Here is an 18,829-nt window from a genome sequence, read left to right as displayed (position 1 = left end):
AAAGTTAATTCTGATTAAATTCTGTTAATGGGAACTTCTGTTCATTTGAACAACAGGTGGCGTCAAAGACACTGTTATTTGCAAAAATGCAAATCTAATGCAAGGTGCTCTCTTGTATTGTTGTATGGTCGCTTTCGACCTTTTTTCTTTTGCCATTGATGAAGGTGGTGATCTTCAAGCGCATTTTTTCAATGAAACTCAGTTCTCTCTGCGGCTGCGCCTGTATTGCCAGTGCTTTTTGCAGGGCAAACACACTTTGCGGACGCTCCAGCGCATCCAGTTGCAGGCACCAGCGCACCACTTCTATTAATTCACTAGAGTATAAACCTTCCAGCTTACGATAATGCCCGTCCATCTTGTCATTGGTCTTGCGCTGGTCAGACGGCTGTGGCGGCGCGCCTACCATACAGGCAAAAATCGAAGCACCTATGCTGTAAATATCAGTCCAGGGGCCAAGATTACCATTTTTTTGATATAACTCTGGTGCTGCAAAACCTGGCGTGTACATAGGATAGAGCTTGGGTATATCTGTTTTCAGGGTTTGTCTGGCGGCACCAAAGTCCAGCAAAATCGGCGTCCCATCCAGGCGCAGGTAAATATTCGCCGGTTTCAAATCCAGATGCAGCAGCTTATTGGTGTGCACTTCACGCAAGCCATTCATGACCTGGTTGAACATGCGCCGGATAAAGCGTTCTGACACCAGCGGTTTTTCACCCTTGTCGCGGCGACGCAAGATATGCTCCTGCAACGAACGCCCCGACTCATAGGCCATTACCATATAAACCGTTTCGTTAGCCCGGAAAAAATTGATAACGCTCACCACATTGGGGTGAGAAATGCGGGCCAGCGCACGGCCTTCTTCAAAAAAACACTTCAAACCGATACGATAAATCGGTAAATTCTCGTTCGAGATAGCAGGTACCAGCTCCCCCTGCTGGCGCAAGGCGAGTGAACTTGGCAAATACTCTTTGATGGCAACGGCATTGCCATCTTCATCAGAAGCCAGGTATACAATACTAAAGCCACCGGACGCAATTTTCTTTACAATGCGGTATCCGGCAATTTCCAGTCCATCTGGTAGAGGTGCGTTATTTTGTGCGGCCATCAATCTTCCAATTCACTATACAAAACGGATTGTGTTGATTATTGCGGTATTTGTAAAGAATATCCTAGTGTCTAACGCGCAATTTTGGCAATCTGATACACAGTTCATCCCTTTTAGAGGAAATACTTTGAGCATTTTTAGCATGACTGGCTACGCCACCAGCACCAACGAAACCGATGCTGGCACCATTACCATTGAAATTAAAAGTGTCAATTCCCGCTTTTTGGACCTGCAATTCAGGATTAATGATGAATTTCGCGCGGTCGAATCGCAATTCAGGGAAGCGCTGACACGCAAGCTGGCCCGTGGCAAAGTCGAATGCCGTTTCAGCTTTGGTAAAAAAGTCGCAGAAACCAGTCATAAATCGCTCAATGCCAGCCTGCTGACACAATTGGTCGGCTTTCAGGCTACGCTGAAATCTCAGTTTCCTGACGCTGCCCCCTTCACCACGAATGAAATCCTGCGTTGGCCAGGTGTGATTGAAGAAGCTGAAATCAATGCCGAGTTTTTTCAGACCGCCATCAACGACACCATCAACAAAACGCTGGAAGCCTTTGTCACCAGCCGTGAACGTGAAGGTGCCGCGCTGGAACAGGTATTGATCAGCCGGATCACGGCCATGGAAGAAATTGTCACCCGTATCACACCGCTGATGCCACAAATCGTGCAACAGTTCCAGCAAAAAGCCACTACCAGGCTGGAAGAAGCACTGGGGCTGGCCTTGCAGTCTGGCGGCTCGAATGCCGGCCAGACCATCACCCGCGAAGAAGCGCTCGACCGTATACGCCAGGAAGTCACCGTGTATGGTATCCGCGTCGATGTTGCAGAAGAACTGGCACGTTTATCTGCCCATCTGACCGAAACCCGGCATATCCTGAAAAAAGGTGGGCAGGTCGGCAAACGACTCGATTTCATGATGCAGGAACTGAATCGCGAGGCGAACACCCTGGGCTCCAAGGCTGCCTCGAAAGAACTGTCGGATGCATCCATGGAATTAAAATTATTCATAGAACAGATGCGCGAGCAAGTGCAAAACCTTGAATAAGCAGGCACATTTGCTTATACTCCCGCCACTATTTTCTCTGGGAAATGAATGAAAGCGAGACAGGCAGCCCTTTTCCGCCTGCTTCTTGAGCCCCAAGCGCTTTGTTATTGACCAGAATAACCACACCGGAGGACCGACCCATGCAAGCCAATACTTCGACTGCCGGCAGTCTTTTCGTGGTCGCCGCGCCTTCAGGTGCGGGTAAATCGACCCTGGTGAATGCCCTGCTTTCTCAGGAACCGGCGATCAAGCTGTCGATTTCCTACACGACACGACCGCCACGCCCGGGTGAGCAAGATGGCCGCGAATACCATTTCACGACACCAGATGACTTTTTGGCGCGTAAGGCGCAAGGTGAATTTCTGGAATCTGCCGAAGTGCATGGCAATTACTATGGCACTTCACGCATCATTATTGAAGACCAAATGCGTTCAGGCACCGATGTGTTGCTGGAAATAGACTGGCAAGGTGCACAACAGGTCCGCAAGCAATTTCCTAGCGCTGTTGGTATTTTTATCTTGCCGCCGTCAATTCCAGCGCTGGAAGAACGCCTGAAAAAACGCGGCCAGGATGAGCCGCATGTCATTACCAAGCGTATTTTGGCCGCCGGCGGTGAAATGGCGCACTCTCCTGAGTTTGAATATGTTATTATTAATCAAGACTTTGCGACAGCCTTGTCAGAATTAAATGCAATCGTGAAAGCAACACGCTGCCGATTTGCACAACAGGCAACTCGCCACTACGAGCTATTTGCCCAGCTTGGCATTCACGCCAATCCGAATTAATTCTCGAAACCCCAATTTGGCAGCATTGGCAATTTTTAGTATTTTGTAAATAATTTAGTATTTAGGAAAAAACATGGCACGTATCACCATTGAAGACGCTTTGAAACAAATCCCTAACCGCTTCCAGTTGACCCTGTGTGCTACTTATCGCGCCCGCCAATTGCTGCAAGGCCATACACCGAAAGTAGATTCCAAGGACAAGCCTACCGTGATCGCCCTGCGCGAAATCGCTGAAGGCAAAATCGGCATTGAAATGTTGAAGAAGGTACCTGTTTAAGCGTCGTTCTGCGATAGGTTTTTTTATATCGTTGTCCAACACGCTCACAACAAGCCCGTATTCATCGGCCGGGACCACTCAGAATGAACCTAAATGACAGTTATTCATCTCTGGAAATCAAACCGGCCGAATCAGCATCAGTCGCGCTTCCTCCTGCGCGCACCATTCCCGCAAGGCACACTTCACCGCTGGACGATCTGAACGGTATGCGTACGCCTGCCAATAGCACAGGTGTCGCATCCATCACAGCACTGACCAGTCGCATCGGCGAATACATGTCGGCCAGCGAATTGAAGCTGGTCAAGGAAGCCTATCGCTTTTCAGATGAAATGCACCTGGGACAGGTACGCAAGTCTGGCGAACCCTATATTTCCCACCCCATCGCTGTGGCAGAAATCTGCGCTGAATGGAAGCTCGACGTGCAAGCCATCATGGCGGCACTGCTGCATGATGTCATGGAAGACCAGGATGTCAAGAAAGATGAATTGATAGAGCGCTTTGGCGCGCCGGTGGCAACCCTGGTGGACGGTTTGTCCAAGCTGGAAAAAATTGAATTCCAAAGCCAGATCGAAGCCCAGGCAGAGAATTTCCGCAAGATGCTGCTGGCAATGGCACGCGATGTCCGCGTCATTCTGGTCAAGCTGGCTGATCGCCTGCACAATATGCGCACCCTGGGCGTCATGTCGTCTGAGAAAAAACGCCGCATCTCGCGTGAAACCATGGATGTGTATGTGCCCATCGCGCACCGTCTTGGTTTAAATAATATTTACCGTGAACTGCAGGACCTGGCGTTTTCGCATCTGTACCCCATGCGTTACCGCACACTGTCAAAGGCTGTCAAGGCAGCACGCGGCAATCGGCGTGAAGTGGTCAACAAGATCATGGAAGCGGTGAAGTCTTCCCTGGCCGATTCTGGCATCAAGGCAGAGGTCTATGGCCGCGAAAAAACCCTATACGGCATCTACCGCAAGATGCATGACAAACACCTGAGCTTTTCCCAGGTGCTGGATGTGTATGGCTTCCGCATCGTTGTCACTGACCTGCGTGACAGTTATTACGCCCTGGGCAGCCTGCACGCCCTGTACAAGCCCATGCCCGGCAAGTTCAAGGACTATATCGCCATTCCCAAGACGAATGGCTACCAGTCCCTGCACACCACCCTGATCGGCCCCTATGGCACGCCGGTCGAATTCCAGATCCGTACCCGCGACATGCATCATGTGGCGGAATCCGGTGTTGCCGCACACTGGCTGTACAAGAACGAAGAAGGTAGCCTGACCGACCTGCAGCAACGCACACATGCCTGGCTGCAATCACTGCTGGACATCCAAAAACAGACTGGCGATTCAGCCGAGTTTCTGGAACATGTCAAAATCGACCTGTTCCCTGACTCTGTGTATGTCTTTACGCCAAAATCCAAAATTATTGCGCTGCCACGCGGCGCAACAGCTTTGGACTTTGCCTACAACATCCATACCGATATCGGTGACCAGGCGATTGCCACCCGCATCAATCATGAACCGGTACCTCTGCGTTCAGAATTGAAGAATGGCGACATCGTTGAAATTATCACCTCACCCAATTCGCGTCCTACACCGAACTGGCTGACATATGTGCGCACAGGCAAGGCCAGGTCCGCGATCCGCCATTACCTGCGCACCATCAACCTGAATGAATCGACCGAACTGGGCAAGCAATTGCTGGCGCAGGCATTGCTGTCAGTGAACCTGAACCCGGATCTGCCCACACCCCTGATCGACAAGCTGCTGAATGAATCCAGTGCCAAGTCGCTGGATGAAATCCATACCGACATCGGTATAGGCAAGCGCATGGCTGCGCTGGTCGCCCGACATATCCTGGATCTGGTCGAGGATGATTCGCCCTCCATCCCTTTCCAGCAGTACGGCGACAAGATGGCCAACAAGCGTGACCCTGTCATTATCTATGGCAGTGAAGGTCTGTCGGTGCAACTGGCTGCCTGTTGTCTGCCGATTCCCGGCGATGGCATCGTTGGCCAGTTGAAACGCGATCAGGGTCTGGTGGTGCATACCGACGATTGCGAACACGCCAAGCGCCTGCACATCAAGGAACCGGATCGCTGGATAGACGTCAATTGGGGGGAAGACCTGAACCGTCGTTTTGATTGCCGCATTGCCGTCACCGTTACCAATGAGCGTGGCGCGCTGGCACGTATCGCTGCCGAAATTGGCGAATCCGATGCCAATATCAGCCATGTGAACATGGAAGATGGCGACGCCAACGACATGACCAATATCCATTTCACGATACAGATAGAAGGCCGCACCCACCTGGCCAGAATCATGCGCAACATCAAGCACCTGACCGGTGTCACACGCATTATCAGGGAACACGGTTAAACCGCAGTTCGGCTAGTGTAGTGTTGCACGCAGATTGCCGCTTATAAAATCGCGAATTTTTCGTTGAGACAAGGAAAAAACCGCAGCAATACAAAGGTATTGCGAGGATTTTTGACGCAGTATCGGCGGAAAAGGCGCATTTTATAAGTGGCAAGAAGAGTGCAGCACTACACTTGCCTATCATCAAGACCACATCAGTGCATGCCTTGATGCAGCTTACGCAAACCCCACCAGACCAGCCCGGCGATGACCGGCAACAGCAAACCAGTCATCAGATCCGGGTTCAGCGGCACCCCCATGGCTTTCAAGCCCTTGCCGGCATATTGAACCAGGCCTGCCATGTAATAACTGATCGCGACCACTGACAAGCCCTCTACTGCCTGTTGCAGGCGCAATTGCTGGGCCGCGCGGGCATTCATGCTCTGCAGTATCTTGCGATTTTGCTGTTCCTGCACGATACCCACCCGGGTACGCAACAAGTCATTGGTGTGGGCGATCCGTTCTGCCAGGCTTGCTTGCCGCCGCACGATGGCTTCGCAGGTATTCATCGCTGGTGCCAGCCGGCGATCCATGAATTCCTGTATGGTGGGCACTCCTTCAATGCGTGCTTCGCGCATTTCGTCGGTACGTGACTGCACCAGCTTGAAATACGCCTTGGATGCAGCGAAACGATAACTGTTTTCCAGCGCCAGTTTTTCTATGCGGGCAGCCAGATCAATAATCTGACGCAACAGACTTTGCTCTGCATCGGCATTCGCCATACTGCCATGGCCGTTACCACTGCTGGCCATGGTCATGGCTTCGGTCAGCGTCACCAGCTCACTTTCTATGGAATTCAAGATGGGGGAAGCACGCTGCGCATGGGGCAAACCCAGCAAGGCCATCATCCTGTAGGTTTCAATTTCCAACAAACGCTGGATGATGCGGCCTGCCTGCTGCTCAAGAAAGCCCTTGTCCCTGACCACAAAGCGGCTGAAACCATCGGCCTGTATCAGGAAATCGGTCCATATCTCGCCACGCTGCAGCACTTCGCTGCCGACCAGGACATCTCCTTCAAAAATCTGCCTGGATGGCAAGGCAGGCAGGCTGTTGTCCTGGGATGGCAGCAAGGCCACATGGGCAGCCACCATCACCTTGCCCTGCAATTCAAATAACCATTGCTGCGGCAAATGCTTTAGTGGCACATCAGCAAACATCTGCCCGGGCACGGATTCTGGGGCATGCTGTTCTGCTGGTGCGACCGGGTTGGCAACGAAGGTATAGGTGGCAAATTCGGTATGACATTCCCACTGCAGACGAAAGCGGCCAAAATCATGGAAAAAGTACTTGCCCTGTCCCGCCGGACTGGCAACGCCGAAATGACGGCAAAAATCTTCCAGTATCACCTGCTGGGTCAGCAGGTTGTCACCACCGAGGTGGGCATCACTGCGGGCATAAATGGCCAGATGGGTCAGTGTTTCGGGTGCCCGCAAACGTAATGATGGCCGTGAATGCATCTCGGCTGCCAGCGGCACCCTGAGCGGGTGATACAGTTTCGTGTAGGCGATGGACATGGTGGTCAGCAAAGGATGGAAAAGCTTCAGGCAGGATAGTCAACCTCAAGAATCGTCAGCTCATCGACGCCACCAGGGGTGCGCAAGGTCACCGTATCGCCGACCCTGGCCTTGATCAGGGCGCGTGCCACCGGTGAAATCCAGCTGATCTTGCCTTGCAGAGGATCAAATTCATCCACCCCGACGATGCGGACAGTCACTTCATCGCCATGCTGGTTCTCATAGGTGACGGTCGCGCCAAAAAATACCTGATCCGAACCATGGTGCATGCTGGAATCAAATACTTCTGCAATGTCGAGACGCTTGGTCAGAAAACGTATACGCCGGTCAATTTCGCGCAGACGCCGTTTGCCATAGATATAGTCACCATTTTCTGAACGGTCTCCATTTGACGCCGCCCAGTGCACGATATTGACGACTTCGGGCCGGTCAACATCCATCAGATGCAAAAACTCTTCCTTCATGCGCTGATGCCCTTCCGGCGTCATATAGTTTTTTACGCCCGCAGGAATAGCCGGTGCGCCGAATTCTTCGTCGTCATCGGAGTCTGACTCTTTGATAAATGCTTTGCTCATTGCATTATTGTAACGGACTTGATGGATTTAATTTTCTTTATAGCACCAAAATCTGTGCATCCCTTATAAAATAGCTGAGACGCTACATGCCGGACGAAATTAAATTTAAAGCAACTATGCCGCCTGCACCACCACGATCTGGTTCAAACTGAGCCATCTACCGGTGCAGCAACCAATGGTAAGTCATGGGAAGCTTTCGGTCCGTCGGTAATGACCAGATGCCTGAACAAGAAATGGATTTTGCATGACAGAAAAAGCAGCAATTAATGTACTCATCGTAGACGATCATGCGGTTGTCCGCGAGGGCATTAAAAGCATCATAGCGACCAGTACGGATATTGCCGTCATTGCCGAAGCGGAAACCGGCCTGGAGGCTATACGCCTATGCCGTCAGCATGAGTTGCAAGTGATTCTGCTGGATATTTCCCTGCCTGACAAAAATGGCATCGAAGTACTGAAACAGATTAAATCAGAAAAACCTGGAGTCGCCGTCCTGATGTTTTCCATCCATAGAGAAGACCAATATGCAGTGCGTGCCCTGAAAGCCGGGGCAGCGGGTTTCTTGAACAAACAATGCGGCGGCAGCCAGATTCTTGAAGCCATACGCCAGATTTCACGCGGCCTGAAATACATCAGCCCGCAACTGGCGCAGGAACTGGCCAACAATCTCAATCAGGAACATGAAGATGCCCTGCACAAGACCCTGTCGGACCGCGAGTTTCAAACCATGACACTGATCGCCTCTGGCAAATCGGTTAGCGACATAGCAAAAGATTTGTCACTTTCTGTAAAAACCATTAGTGAATACCGTTCGAGAATTCTTTTGAAGATGAAATTGCGGCACAATGCAGAGTTAACGCACTATGCCATCAAGAATCAACTTGTAGACTAGATGGCAATATTGATGTGTGATCCGACCAGAACTTCAATCAGTCTTTTCATTGCAGCACCTTTGTTGGTAACGCCATTGGCAGAGCACCATGTCAAAAACTCCAAATAATTCGCAATTCAAAACCCCGACTGACATCGCGCGCGAAACCTTCCGGCAATTGGCAATACAAAGAATTGCGCCTACCCCTGATGCATATCGCAAGTTATATAACGATATTTCAGGCGTCATTGAACCGACACCAGAAGTAGTTGCCGAAGTTACCGCACCGGTATCGGAAGCTGAAAACCTGTTGAGCAGTTTTGCCACCAGCCTGCAAGCCTCACAAACCGATTTATCGACTTTTGGCCTGCGCTTCAATCGCGCCATTAAATCCGGCAACTGGCCTGACCTGAGCCGGGCACTGACACAACTGACAGAACGCATTACCGCTCCCCCGCCCCCTGCGTCCAGCAGTAGTAACATCAGCCTGGTCGACCCAGCCCCGGTGCCGCAGACGAAAAATATTTCGCTGGTGGATGATGGACCAGTTGAAGACCCGCGTGTGCGCCTGCTTAAGGATTTGCTGCACCGCACACTGGCACTGGCACTGACATCTCTGCTCAAACCCAGCCCGCCCCTGTCTGGCGAATCTGAAAGCCTGGCACAGGCGGTTAAAGTCGCAGGCAACGAAAGTGAACTGAACCACATTGCGGCACGCCTCAAGCAATTATGCTTTCAAATAGAATTGCAAAGTGGCGACAGCGCCGAACAGCAAGAATTACTGCTGCGTCTGTTTGATTTGTTGTTGACGAATATTCATGATCTGCTCGACAACGACAACTGGCTGCGCGGCCAGATTGAAGTGGTACAGAACCTGATAGCCGGCCCTATAGATCATCGCGCCCTGCAGGAAGCCACCCGCAGCCTGAAAGATGTGATCTATAAACAAGGCGTACTGAAAACCAGCATCGCAGAGTCGAAAACTTCCGTCAAGAACATGATGGCGGCGTTTATCGACAGACTGAATGCCATGGCTGACAGTACCGGTGCCTACCAGCATAAAATGGGAGCGTATTCCCAGCAATTGAGTAGCGCCAAAGATGTCGCCGAAGTCACCGGTCTGATCGCCAGCATTCTCAGCGAAACCAAGGAAGTGCAGTTCGAAACCCTGCGTTCCCGGGATATGATCGTGGCGGCACAAAAAGAAGTCGCCGAAGCAGAAGCACGCATCAAGGAACTGGAAAACAAACTGGCACAGATGAGTGAACTGGTAAGGGAAGATCAGCTTACCGGCAGTCTTAACCGACGCGGCATGGATGACGTGTTCGAGCGTGAAGCAGATCGTGCAGACCGCCGTAGTACGCCGCTGTGTGTCGCCTTGCTCGACCTGGACAATTTCAAGAAGCTGAATGACACCCATGGCCATGCCGCAGGTGACGAAGCACTGGTACATCTGGTGCGTATCGTCAAGCAAACCCTGCGTTCCATCGATATGGTCGCCCGCTATGGAGGTGAAGAATTTGTCATCATCATGCCAGAAACCGAACTGGAAGAAGCAGCTCAGGCGATGATACGTGTACAGCGTGAGCTAACCAAGCACTTCTTCACGGCAAACGAACAAAGACTGTTTATCACCTTCAGTGCCGGTGTCGCCTTGCGTAACCCGAAAGAGCCGCAAGATGCCACCATCAAACGGGCGGACAAAGCCATGTACGAGGCCAAGCAATCAGGCAAAAACCGGGTGATCAAGGCACCCTGATCTGTCAAATGTATTCCATCAATAACAAAACGCAGGCCCGATGCCTGCGTTTTGTTTGGTAGCGAGTAGTACAAATTATTGTATGCGCTTCAGGAAACCATCCGGTGCGACGGTGATCTGCAATTTGTTATGCATACTCTTGTCGATGACAAATTCCGGGTGTGTCTTCAGGTATTCATGGACTGCCGTCTTGGGGCTGTTGCCTGGCTGCCAGGGGCGGTTATCAAAGACATCTGCCGGCACATCTTCTACAAAGGTATCAAACACCACGCAATAACTGTCTTTGCTGACCAGGGGTGCATAGGCCTGCAATTCTGCCAATACATGCTCATGCGTGTGGTTAGAATCAAGAAACACCACGATACGCTGCTTGCCGCGCGCGATTGCCTGCACCTGCTGCACGATGTCGGGCGAAACGCTGGAACCTTCCAGCATTTGTATGCGTCTGGCCATGGGGTGCTGCAAGATCGCATCCTTGTTGTGCTGGCGGATATCGATATCTATACCCACCACCAGAGCATCCGCACTACCGCCACAGGCGGCATTCAATTCCAGCAATGAAGCAGAATAAATAATCGACCCACCATGGGCAATGCCAGTCTCGATGATCAGGTCGGGCTGCACATTCCAGATGATTTCCTGCATGGCGACCATGTCGATGGGGTTTTGTATGATGGGCCGCCCCAGCCAGGAAAAGTTGTACACATACTGGCGTCGCATGCTTTGTTCCAGCCAGCTGCGCGACTGCTCCTGGAATTCGCTATCCTGGCCCAGTTGTTCTATGCGTTGGTCGCGTTCAGCTTCGAATTGTTTGATCGGGTTCATGGCATCCTGGCGTAGTAGTTAAAAAGAACCGGCAGTTCAGTATTCAAATCACCCTGCATGGAACCACACAAGGCATTCAGTTTGGTCGTGGATATCTGGGGAAAGCGTAGTTCGGGTGCCTGGTCTTCAAATGCACACGCCACTCCTAGCGCTTGCAGTTGCGCAGCCAGGCTGGCATGAGAAGTATTATGGCCACGGGCCAGATTGTAAATACCTGTTTCACCCGCCGTTGCAATCAGCGGCAGGCAACGGGCCACATCAGCCACGGCAATATAATCTTTTTCGGAACTGGCGGCAGAGCGAAACAGCAGTTTTTTACTACCCGCTGCATCGCGCAATATGTCAGATAAAAAATTCTGCTCAGGCATGCCCTGCCCATATACATTCGACAATCGCACTACCCTGACGTTGCGCTGGCTGCTCAGGCATAAACTTTCTCCCATCAGTTTGGAGATATTATATAAATCGCCCGCAAGTTGCGGGTTCACCGTCAATGCTGCCTGCTCATCAGTCGATGTGGCCCCGGCATACACACGGGTGCTGGACAAATAAGTCAGACTGGCAAACCGGCTGTGCTGCAATATGCCGGAAAGCAGATGGACATGCGCATCCACGGTTGCATACGGTCGCTGGCGAAAATCAGCCGTCAGACCAGCGCAGTAAAAGACGTGTCCCAGGTCTTCATCCATCAAGCGCGGATCTGCTTTTTCAGCAACATAACTGTTCCAGCCCGTGGCTTGCAGGGCCTGATACAAATGCCGCCCAATGAAACCCCGGCCCCCGATCAGGGTCGCACGTGGAGCCAAATTCAGATCCCCTGTCACTGCCGTCCCCCTATCTGTCGCAAGGGATTGCCGACCTGTATCGAGTAAGCAGCGATTTCGCCACGGACGATGGAACCGGCGCCGATAACACAGCCCTGGCGCAGGATAGCGCCGTCGAGAATGATGCAATTGGCACCAATCCAGACATCATCCTCAATCACTATGCCACCCTTGCTGGGCAAAAAGCCCTGCTGGTTGATGCGTCTGTTTTTATCCTGATAGGCATGATTGACAGGGGCAAACGTGCAATTGGCAGCGATAGCCACGTCATTGCCGATGTGAATACCATTCCCGGTGTACAGCACACAGCCGGAATTCACCACGCTGCGCTCACCAATGACGACATCGCCAGAACCGCCTGCGGGTTTGATTTTAACGAAGCTGTCTATACTGGCAAATGCGGCAATGACGATACGCGTCCCCCTGACTGAATCTTCGATATCAGCCAGCCTGGATACACGTGCATCGGGATGTATGTCTATCACGCCTTCACCACTTTCTGTGTGATCAAATGATGATTAAATCTTCATCAATTCGGGAACTGCCACGACAAAATGCCCGCCCCATTCTTTGACTGCGGCCAGGTCACGCATGATTTCCGCTTTCAAATTCCAGGGCAGGATCAGGATGTAATCTGGCTTGTCTGCCAACAGATAGGCGGCATTGACAATCGGTATGCGGCTGCCGGGCATGTATTTGCCTTGTTTGTGCGTGTTTATATCGACCACATAGGGCAGCAGGTCCGGACGTACACCAGAAAAATTGAGCAGGGTATTACCCTTGGCTGCCGCACCATAGGCGGCGACGCGCTGGCCCTTGCGTTTGGCATCCAGCAAAAATTCCAGCAGCCCAAACTTGGCTTCTTCTGCCCTTTCCTGGGCGCGCCGGTAAAAATCCAGGCTTGTCATGCCGGCTTCGTGTTCCACCTGCAGCAATTGGCTGACACTGTCTTTTTCGGGATAATGGCGGATATCGGCTCTTTGGGCCAGCACCCGCAAGCTGCCGCCATGGGTTGGCCATTCCTGCACATCAAATATGTGCAGGCCATTGCGTTCAAACACGGCCTTGACCGCGTGCAGGGACAGGTAAGAATAATGCTCATGGTAGGCAGTATCAAACTGGTTTTGCTGCACCATGTTCAACAAGTGCGGAAATTCAAAGCTGGCCACACCCTGATCGCTGAGGATGTCGGTAAAGCCACGGACAAAATCATTGATATCCGGTACATGCGCCAGTACATTGTTTGCCACCGCCAGATCGACCCGTCCCTCGGCGGCCAGCAACTCATGCGCCAGTTCAGTTCCAAAGAAGCGTTCTATGATGCGTATGCCTTTTTCGCGCGCTGCTGTCGCGGTGCTGGAAGTAGGTTCCACACCAAAACAGGGGATGCCAGCTTCCATCACATATTGCAGCAGGTACCCGTCATTGGCGGCCACTTCCATGACCAGGCTTTGTTCGCCCAGCTTAAATTCCTTGCGCATGTCTTCCACAAATCGTTTGGCATGCTGCAACCAGCTTGACGAGCATGAACTGAAATAGGCGTATTCGGCATCAAACAGGCTTTCACGACCGGTAAAGTCTATGGTTTGTACCAGCCAGCAGGCATCACACACCATGAGCTTCATGGGTAGCCAGATTTCTGAGGTGTTCAAGGTATCCGGGCGCAAGTAAGCGTTGGATGGAGGAGCAGAACCCAGATCAAGAAAGCTCTGGGTCAATTCATGGCCACAATGCCTGCACTTCATACATTTACTCCTTGAAAATCTGTATCCAGCAATATTCCACGATTGTCCCGGTCTGACATGTCGCTCACCGCCAGGGGCCAGGTGATGGCCAAACGGCTATCCATGGGGTGCACGCCCATTTCACTGGCTGGCATGTAAGGCTGGCTATGACAATACAACATTTCCACCTCATCCGTCATGGTCTGGAAGCCGTGGGCAAAGCCAGCCGGTATCAGGTAAGAGCGCTGATTTTCGGCAGACAGCAAGACGGCGTGCCAGTGCAGGAAATGCGGTGAGCCTGCGCGCAAGTCCACTGCGACATCCCACACCTCCCCTTTCATGCAACTGACCAGCTTCATCTCGGTAAATGGTGGCAATTGCAGATGCAGGCCCCGTAATGTTCCCTTGCGGGCGGTATAGGTGTGGTTGATTTGTGCTATTGGTGTTGTCCAGCCAAGCTCTTGCATATCGTCGGCACAAAATAGCCTTTGCAGATAACCGCGCTGATCGCCACGCGGCTTCCTTTGCACTATTTGCAAACCCGCTATCGGTGTCGGCAAGAAATCAAATCGCCCGGACATGCTCATCGACCTTTTGTGATTAACAACTTCATACCGGCTGGCCTGGCTGGAATTGTGCAGTAGATTGCGCTGCTTGCAAATAAGCATCCATATCGCGTGCGCACAGCACCTCCGCCGACATGCCATTTTCAAAATCACGGTACCAGCGCATGCTGTGCTCTACGGCAGCATCCAGTTTCCAGCGTGGGACTATCCCCAGTGCCTGCCTGAGCTTGCTGGCATCCAGCGCCAATAATCCGGCTTCATGCGGGCCACTGATTTCGGTAGCGAATGCTATCTGCCCCTTGCCATACGCGGTATGCGCCAGTTGCACCACTTCCCTGACGCTGGCAGCACCATCCGGGCCTATATTCCATGCCAGGCTGGTCGCCGGATTGCTCCAGGCATATTGCGCCAGACATAAATAGGCCGCCAGTGGCTCCAACACATGTTGCCAGGGGCGCACTGAATCCGGCCGCCTGATTTGCAGGGTGTCACCATTACGCCAGGCCCGGACTGCGTCCGGCAACAGGCGGTCTTCTGACCAGTCGCCACCGCCGATGACATTGCCAGCCCGTGCCGCCAGTATGCTGGTGCCCTGCGCTTGCAGGAAAGAAGCGCGATAGCTGGCCAATACCAGTTCTGACGCCGCCTTGCTGGCGCTATACGGGTCATGCCCGCCCAATTCTGCGGTTTCGGGATACGGTGCCAATTGCTCGCGGTTGCGGTATACCTTGTCGGTGGTCACGATCAGCGCAACTTTCACGTCCGTGCGGCTACGCAATGCTTCAAGCAGGTTGGCGGTGCCAATCACATTGGTTTCAAAAGTCGCCAGTGGTTGTTTATAACTGGCTCTGACCAGTGCCTGGGCCGCCAGATGAAACACAATGTCAGGCTGGGCCGCATCCACCGCCTGTTTGACGATGTCAAACTGGCGTATGTCACCAAAGTGGCTATGTATCTTTTTATCAATCTCCAGCGCATCAAACAGATTCGGGCGCGACTCTGGTGGCAGTGCCAATCCATGCACTATCGCCCCCATGCGTGCCAACCAGTTGGCAAACCAGGCACCCTTGAAACCGGTATGCCCGGTCAACAGCACTCGTTTACCGCGCCAAAACCCGGCATCGGGCACGGCATGCTTACTTTGCACACTACTTTGAACACTGTTTTGAACGCTATTTTGCATGCTTACCATCATGTTTACTCATGTTTACCACACGCGCCAAGGCGCATTCCCTGACTGCCACAAATCTTCCAGCAGATTTTTCTCACGCAGGGTATCCATGGGTTGCCAGAACCCGGAATGCTCAAAGGCCATCAATTCCTGCCGCGCCGCCAGGCCGTTTAAAGGCTCGGATTCCCAACTGATGGGGTCGCCATCGATCAAATCCAGTACTTTAGGAGACAGGACAAAATAGCCACCATTGATCCAACCACCGTCACCGCGCGGTTTTTCGGTAAAACCAGCAACCAGGTCACCTTCACGCTCCAGCGCACCATAGCGCCCCGGGGGCAAGACCGCAGTTACGGTAGCCAGTTTGCCATGCGCCTTGTGAAAGGCGATGGAAGCAGCAATATCCAGATCCGCCACCCCGTCGCCATAGGTAAAGCAAAAAGCCTCTTCATTTTGCAGATAACGGGCAACCCGTTTGAGCCTGCCACCGGTCATGGTATCTTCACCGGTATCCACCAGCGTCACCTTCCAGGGTTCGGCATGATGCTCATGCACTTCCATACTATTGTTTTGCATGTTGAAGGTGACATCCGACATATGCAAAAAATAATTGGCAAAATATTCCTTGATCAGGTAACCCTTGTAGCCGCAGCAAATGACGAACTCATTCACGCCGTGGGCCGAATAGGATTTCATGATGTGCCAGAGTATGGGGTGGCCACCAATTTCTATCATGGGTTTAGGCTTGAGATGGGTCTCTTCGGAAATCCGTGTCCCCAAACCGCCCGCCAGGATAACTGCTTTCATTGCTCGGGTCCTTCACAATAGATATTCCACATCTGACGATAGGCTTTTTCTACTGAACGGGCAAATGCCGGTTCATCCATCAGCAGCGACTGTTCCATTTCTGTACGCAAACTGCCACGCAGATGGCGCAAGGCGTCAAGATCATGCGCCAGGATGATTGCTTTCTGGGCGTATTCGTCTTCCGTACTGGCAATCCACTCTTCATGCCCTGCCGCTGTCAGGATACTGGCACCGATACGCCCTACCGATGGCCGGTCCGTCAGAGAGATGAAAGGAATCCCCATATACAGAGATTCCAGCAAAGTCGTCCCGGAATTATGCGGGAAGCAATCCAGGCCGATATCAATATGCTTGAGCACTTCCCACGAAGGTGTACTGAAGCCAATCAGCAGCCTCGATCGGTCGATGCCATAGCGCATGAAGCGCGATGCCATTTCATCCTGCACCTGGGGATCCTTGAAATCGCCGCTATTGATGATCAGTTGTGAATTTGGCATGGCATCAAGTATGGTTGCCCACACCCGCACCACCCTGTGGTTGATACGTGTCGAACGTGACAGACTGCCAAAGGTAATCACCCCGGTTGATTCAAATGGTGGCGGGCCCAGTTCTGCCCTTCTGGTATCCGGCCTGTATACATAAGCAGGCCCATCCAGGCACCAGACTTTTTCGGCAAACAGATGCGCGCAATTGTCGGTGATGGTCGGTTTGTCGGTCAGGTAATAATCGATGGCACTCAGACCGGTGGTATAGCCATATTCCAGCCAATGCAGGGACACCGGTGCGGGCTTGCGGGCAAATACCGGCAGGCGGTTACCATTGGTATGGCCGGCAACGTCGACCAGGATATCGATGCCGTCCGCCCGTATTCTGTCAGCCAGCACATCATCGGTCATGTCACGCGTTGACACCCAATGGTCGATCTGTTTTTTATAATAGGCAGTGACATCGTCTTCAAATGGGGGATTGGCATAGGCGTAGACCTCCACCTGTTCCTTGTCATGCCCTTCCAGCAGCGGCAACAAGAAATATTTACACACATGATTATAGAAAGCCTGGGTCACATAACCCACCTTCAGGCGCTTGCCAGGGATGCGCGCATTCTCAAACTTCTTCCACTGGGCTTTCAGCGGTGCGGCAAAGCGCAAGTCAAATTCATGGTAGGCGTTATAAATCACCTCTGGCGTCAGGTCCGGGTGGTAATTCAGGCAAAACAATAAATTGGTGTAGATCTTGCGATTGAAAGAAGACTGTCCGTCTTCCCTGAACGACAAGGCCTTGATATAAGCTTCGATGGCTGCATCCAGGTGGTTGGCTTCCCGCAGGGTGTCACCATAGGCCGCCCAGATTTCAGGAATATCCTGGGTCAGTGTCAATGCATGCTGACCGCATTCTATCGATTCCTGTACCTGGCCATTCTGGCGCAAGGCATCAATCAGGTTAGGATAAACCTGCAACAGATCCGGTTGCAGCTCCAGGGCATGCCGGTATTGCACAATGGCGAAGCTGTACATGCCGTGTTCACGGTAGGCCAGTCCCAGATTATTAAACAGGTAAGGCAGACTTGGGTCGATCTGTATGGCCCTGGATATATTTTCTATGGCTTCTTCAGTCCTGCCAATAAAGCGCATGGCATTACCCAGGTTATTCAGGCCGACCACCATGGTCGGCTGTATCGCCAGGGCTTTTTCCAGATAGACGATGGCATCGGCACAGCGTTCCAGGGAAATCAGGACATTACCCATATTCACCAGGATGTGCGGATTGGTCGGCAACAGCTCCAGCGCCTTGGTCAATACTATGAGTGCTTCGGGAAATTTAGCCTGCTCGATACGGGCTACACCCAGGTAATCCCAGACTATGCCGTCACGCGGCAGGTATTTGGACAGCCACAAACTGATCTCTTCCAGTTGCACATATTGTTTACTGAGCAGGTATTTATTAAAGATACCGAAAGCGATTTTCCGGTTATCCGGAAAATGTGGCATCACGTCGAATGCCAGTTTCAGGTACTGGACGCCTTCGTCGCACTGGTTCAGGTCACCGCATATCCTGGCCAGGGCATACAGCGCATCCGGATGACGGGGGAAATGCCTGATGATATTCAGGCAAACCTGTTTGGCCTCGGGCAAAGCACCTGCATCAAAGTGCTTGTTAACTTCGCGCATTGCCTTTCGTGCATCAAAACTGGATTTGCTCATGCCTGCGCCCTGATAAGGTGTAATTATTATTCAATAAATAGCCGATATGTTGATCAGCTAAGCTGATTTTGCATTTCTGCTCATTTCCCGGCATTTTTGCGCTGCAATAAAGGCTGCCTTGCCTGCGCGCTGCCTTTTTAAACAGGAAAATACCAGAAACTACTAGCTCAGGCTTATTGTATAGCTAATGAATTCGTTTCCATATGTTAAATAAGGCCCTAAAACTAAATCAAATTTAGCCCTAAAGTATTTAAAAAAAGCGCCGACAAGCGGAAACATCTTTAAAACTTGAGCGAAAAAAATAACATTTATTTTCAGAAACACGCTAAAACTTTTTTAGTCTCTACCGATACCCTTTACAAC

Annotated in this window: 17 protein-coding genes; 6 read left to right on the top strand and 11 right to left on the bottom strand. The window is 51.9% G+C overall.

Features of this window, described 5'->3' with window-relative positions; all coding sequences use genetic code 11:
• Window positions 1–94: 94 nt before the first annotated feature.
• Window positions 95–1,105: a serine/threonine protein kinase gene (locus ACO0K9_RS01900; RefSeq protein WP_422981195.1), complete on the bottom strand. Its 1,011-nt coding sequence runs from the start codon at window positions 1,103–1,105 to the stop codon at window positions 95–97.
• Window positions 1,106–1,247: 142 nt separating this feature from the next.
• Between ACO0K9_RS01900 and ACO0K9_RS01895 the strand changes: the two genes are divergently transcribed.
• From ACO0K9_RS01895 to ACO0K9_RS01880, 4 genes are all read left to right on the top strand, one after another.
• Complete coding sequence (locus ACO0K9_RS01895) at window positions 1,248–2,150, top strand: YicC/YloC family endoribonuclease (protein ID WP_422982492.1); 903 nt, start codon at window positions 1,248–1,250, stop codon at window positions 2,148–2,150.
• Window positions 2,151–2,290: 140 nt separating this feature from the next.
• Window positions 2,291–2,935, top strand: coding sequence for a guanylate kinase (gene gmk / locus ACO0K9_RS01890; protein WP_422981193.1), 645 nt, complete (start codon window positions 2,291–2,293; stop codon window positions 2,933–2,935).
• A 73-nt stretch (window positions 2,936–3,008) separates the two neighbouring features.
• A complete protein-coding gene (rpoZ, locus tag ACO0K9_RS01885) occupies window positions 3,009–3,212 on the top strand; it encodes a DNA-directed RNA polymerase subunit omega (protein ID WP_186946559.1) in 204 nt (67 codons plus the stop codon).
• Window positions 3,213–3,295: 83 nt separating this feature from the next.
• A complete protein-coding gene (locus ACO0K9_RS01880) occupies window positions 3,296–5,590 on the top strand; it encodes a RelA/SpoT family protein (protein WP_422981191.1) in 2,295 nt (764 codons plus the stop codon).
• A gap of 194 nt (window positions 5,591–5,784) precedes the next feature.
• Here ACO0K9_RS01880 and ACO0K9_RS01875 read toward each other — a convergent pair whose 3' ends face one another.
• Entirely contained in the window at window positions 5,785–7,143 is a 1,359-nt protein-coding gene (locus ACO0K9_RS01875) for a DUF3422 family protein (protein ID WP_422981189.1), read from the bottom strand.
• Window positions 7,144–7,169: 26 nt separating this feature from the next.
• Window positions 7,170–7,718 (bottom strand): transcription elongation factor GreB, encoded by a 549-nt coding sequence (greB, locus tag ACO0K9_RS01870; RefSeq protein ID WP_422981187.1) that lies wholly within the window; start codon window positions 7,716–7,718, stop codon window positions 7,170–7,172.
• A 244-nt stretch (window positions 7,719–7,962) separates the two neighbouring features.
• On the opposite strand from greB, the gene ACO0K9_RS01865 reads away from it, so the two are divergent.
• Window positions 7,963–8,610, top strand: coding sequence for a response regulator (locus ACO0K9_RS01865; RefSeq protein WP_422981185.1), 648 nt, complete (start codon window positions 7,963–7,965; stop codon window positions 8,608–8,610).
• 88 nt (window positions 8,611–8,698) lie between these two features.
• Window positions 8,699–10,348: a GGDEF domain-containing protein gene (locus tag ACO0K9_RS01860; protein WP_422981183.1), complete on the top strand. Its 1,650-nt coding sequence runs from the start codon at window positions 8,699–8,701 to the stop codon at window positions 10,346–10,348.
• Window positions 10,349–10,423: 75 nt separating this feature from the next.
• On the opposite strand, the gene ACO0K9_RS01855 is transcribed toward ACO0K9_RS01860, so the two are convergent.
• The 8 genes from ACO0K9_RS01855 to ACO0K9_RS01820 are packed head-to-tail and all read right to left on the bottom strand — an operon-like array spanning window position 10,424 to window position 18,466.
• Window positions 10,424–11,173, bottom strand: coding sequence for a cephalosporin hydroxylase family protein (locus ACO0K9_RS01855; RefSeq protein ID WP_422981181.1), 750 nt, complete (start codon window positions 11,171–11,173; stop codon window positions 10,424–10,426).
• A complete protein-coding gene (locus ACO0K9_RS01850; protein ID WP_422981179.1) occupies window positions 11,170–11,979 on the bottom strand; it encodes an NAD-dependent epimerase/dehydratase family protein in 810 nt (269 codons plus the stop codon). The genes ACO0K9_RS01855 and ACO0K9_RS01850 overlap by 4 nt, the downstream gene beginning before the upstream one ends.
• Window positions 11,980–11,993: 14 nt before the next feature.
• Window positions 11,994–12,482 carry an acyltransferase gene (locus ACO0K9_RS01845; protein WP_422981177.1) on the bottom strand — a complete coding sequence of 163 codons (489 nt, stop codon included), beginning with the start codon at window positions 12,480–12,482 and terminating at the stop codon, window positions 11,994–11,996.
• Between the two features lie 33 nt (window positions 12,483–12,515).
• Window positions 12,516–13,742 (bottom strand): methyltransferase domain-containing protein, encoded by a 1,227-nt coding sequence (locus tag ACO0K9_RS01840; protein ID WP_422981175.1) that lies wholly within the window; start codon window positions 13,740–13,742, stop codon window positions 12,516–12,518.
• Entirely contained in the window at window positions 13,739–14,302 is a 564-nt protein-coding gene (locus ACO0K9_RS01835; RefSeq protein ID WP_422981174.1) for a dTDP-4-dehydrorhamnose 3,5-epimerase family protein, read from the bottom strand. The genes ACO0K9_RS01840 and ACO0K9_RS01835 overlap by 4 nt, the downstream gene beginning before the upstream one ends.
• A 28-nt stretch (window positions 14,303–14,330) precedes the next feature.
• Window positions 14,331–15,470, bottom strand: coding sequence for a CDP-glucose 4,6-dehydratase (rfbG, locus tag ACO0K9_RS01830; RefSeq protein WP_422981172.1), 1,140 nt, complete (start codon window positions 15,468–15,470; stop codon window positions 14,331–14,333).
• 24 nt (window positions 15,471–15,494) lie between these two features.
• On the bottom strand, window positions 15,495–16,265 hold the full coding sequence (gene rfbF, locus ACO0K9_RS01825) for a glucose-1-phosphate cytidylyltransferase (protein WP_422981170.1): 771 nt from the start codon (window positions 16,263–16,265) through the stop codon (window positions 15,495–15,497).
• The gene (locus ACO0K9_RS01820) at window positions 16,262–18,466 is read right to left on the bottom strand and encodes a tetratricopeptide repeat protein (RefSeq protein ID WP_422981168.1); all 2,205 of its coding nucleotides are present in this window, start codon (window positions 18,464–18,466) and stop codon (window positions 16,262–16,264) included. Before ACO0K9_RS01820 ends, rfbF begins: the two co-directional genes overlap by 4 nt.
• Between the last annotated feature and the right edge of the window lie 363 nt (window positions 18,467–18,829).

Source organism: Undibacterium sp. Ji50W (assembly GCF_049340445.1).
Classification (GTDB): domain Bacteria; phylum Pseudomonadota; class Gammaproteobacteria; order Burkholderiales; family Burkholderiaceae_D; genus Undibacterium.
The sequence above is the reverse complement of the archived record's forward strand: the minus strand, read 5'-3'. Positions and strand labels throughout refer to the sequence as shown.

Bases quoted from the DNA above. Each gene is read 5' to 3' on its own strand.
- ACO0K9_RS01900 (WP_422981195.1), bottom strand. From the start codon at position 1,105: ATGGCCGCACAAAATAACGCACCTCTACCAGATGGACTGGAAATTGCC.
- ACO0K9_RS01895 (WP_422982492.1), top strand. From the start codon at position 1,248: ATGACTGGCTACGCCACCAGCACCAACGAAACCGATGCTGGCACCATT.
- gmk (WP_422981193.1), top strand. From the start codon at position 2,291: ATGCAAGCCAATACTTCGACTGCCGGCAGTCTTTTCGTGGTCGCCGCG.
- rpoZ (WP_186946559.1), top strand. From the start codon at position 3,009: ATGGCACGTATCACCATTGAAGACGCTTTGAAACAAATCCCTAACCGC.
- ACO0K9_RS01880 (WP_422981191.1), top strand. From the start codon at position 3,296: ATGAACCTAAATGACAGTTATTCATCTCTGGAAATCAAACCGGCCGAA.
- ACO0K9_RS01875 (WP_422981189.1), bottom strand. From the start codon at position 7,143: ATGTCCATCGCCTACACGAAACTGTATCACCCGCTCAGGGTGCCGCTG.
- greB (WP_422981187.1), bottom strand. From the start codon at position 7,718: ATGAGCAAAGCATTTATCAAAGAGTCAGACTCCGATGACGACGAAGAA.
- ACO0K9_RS01865 (WP_422981185.1), top strand. From the start codon at position 7,963: ATGACAGAAAAAGCAGCAATTAATGTACTCATCGTAGACGATCATGCG.
- ACO0K9_RS01860 (WP_422981183.1), top strand. From the start codon at position 8,699: ATGTCAAAAACTCCAAATAATTCGCAATTCAAAACCCCGACTGACATC.
- ACO0K9_RS01855 (WP_422981181.1), bottom strand. From the start codon at position 11,173: ATGAACCCGATCAAACAATTCGAAGCTGAACGCGACCAACGCATAGAA.
- ACO0K9_RS01840 (WP_422981175.1), bottom strand. From the start codon at position 13,742: ATGAAGTGCAGGCATTGTGGCCATGAATTGACCCAGAGCTTTCTTGAT.
- ACO0K9_RS01835 (WP_422981174.1), bottom strand. From the start codon at position 14,302: ATGTCCGGGCGATTTGATTTCTTGCCGACACCGATAGCGGGTTTGCAA.
- rfbG (WP_422981172.1), bottom strand. From the start codon at position 15,470: ATGCAAAATAGCGTTCAAAACAGTGTTCAAAGTAGTGTGCAAAGTAAG.
- rfbF (WP_422981170.1), bottom strand. From the start codon at position 16,265: ATGAAAGCAGTTATCCTGGCGGGCGGTTTGGGGACACGGATTTCCGAA.
- ACO0K9_RS01820 (WP_422981168.1), bottom strand. From the start codon at position 18,466: ATGAGCAAATCCAGTTTTGATGCACGAAAGGCAATGCGCGAAGTTAAC.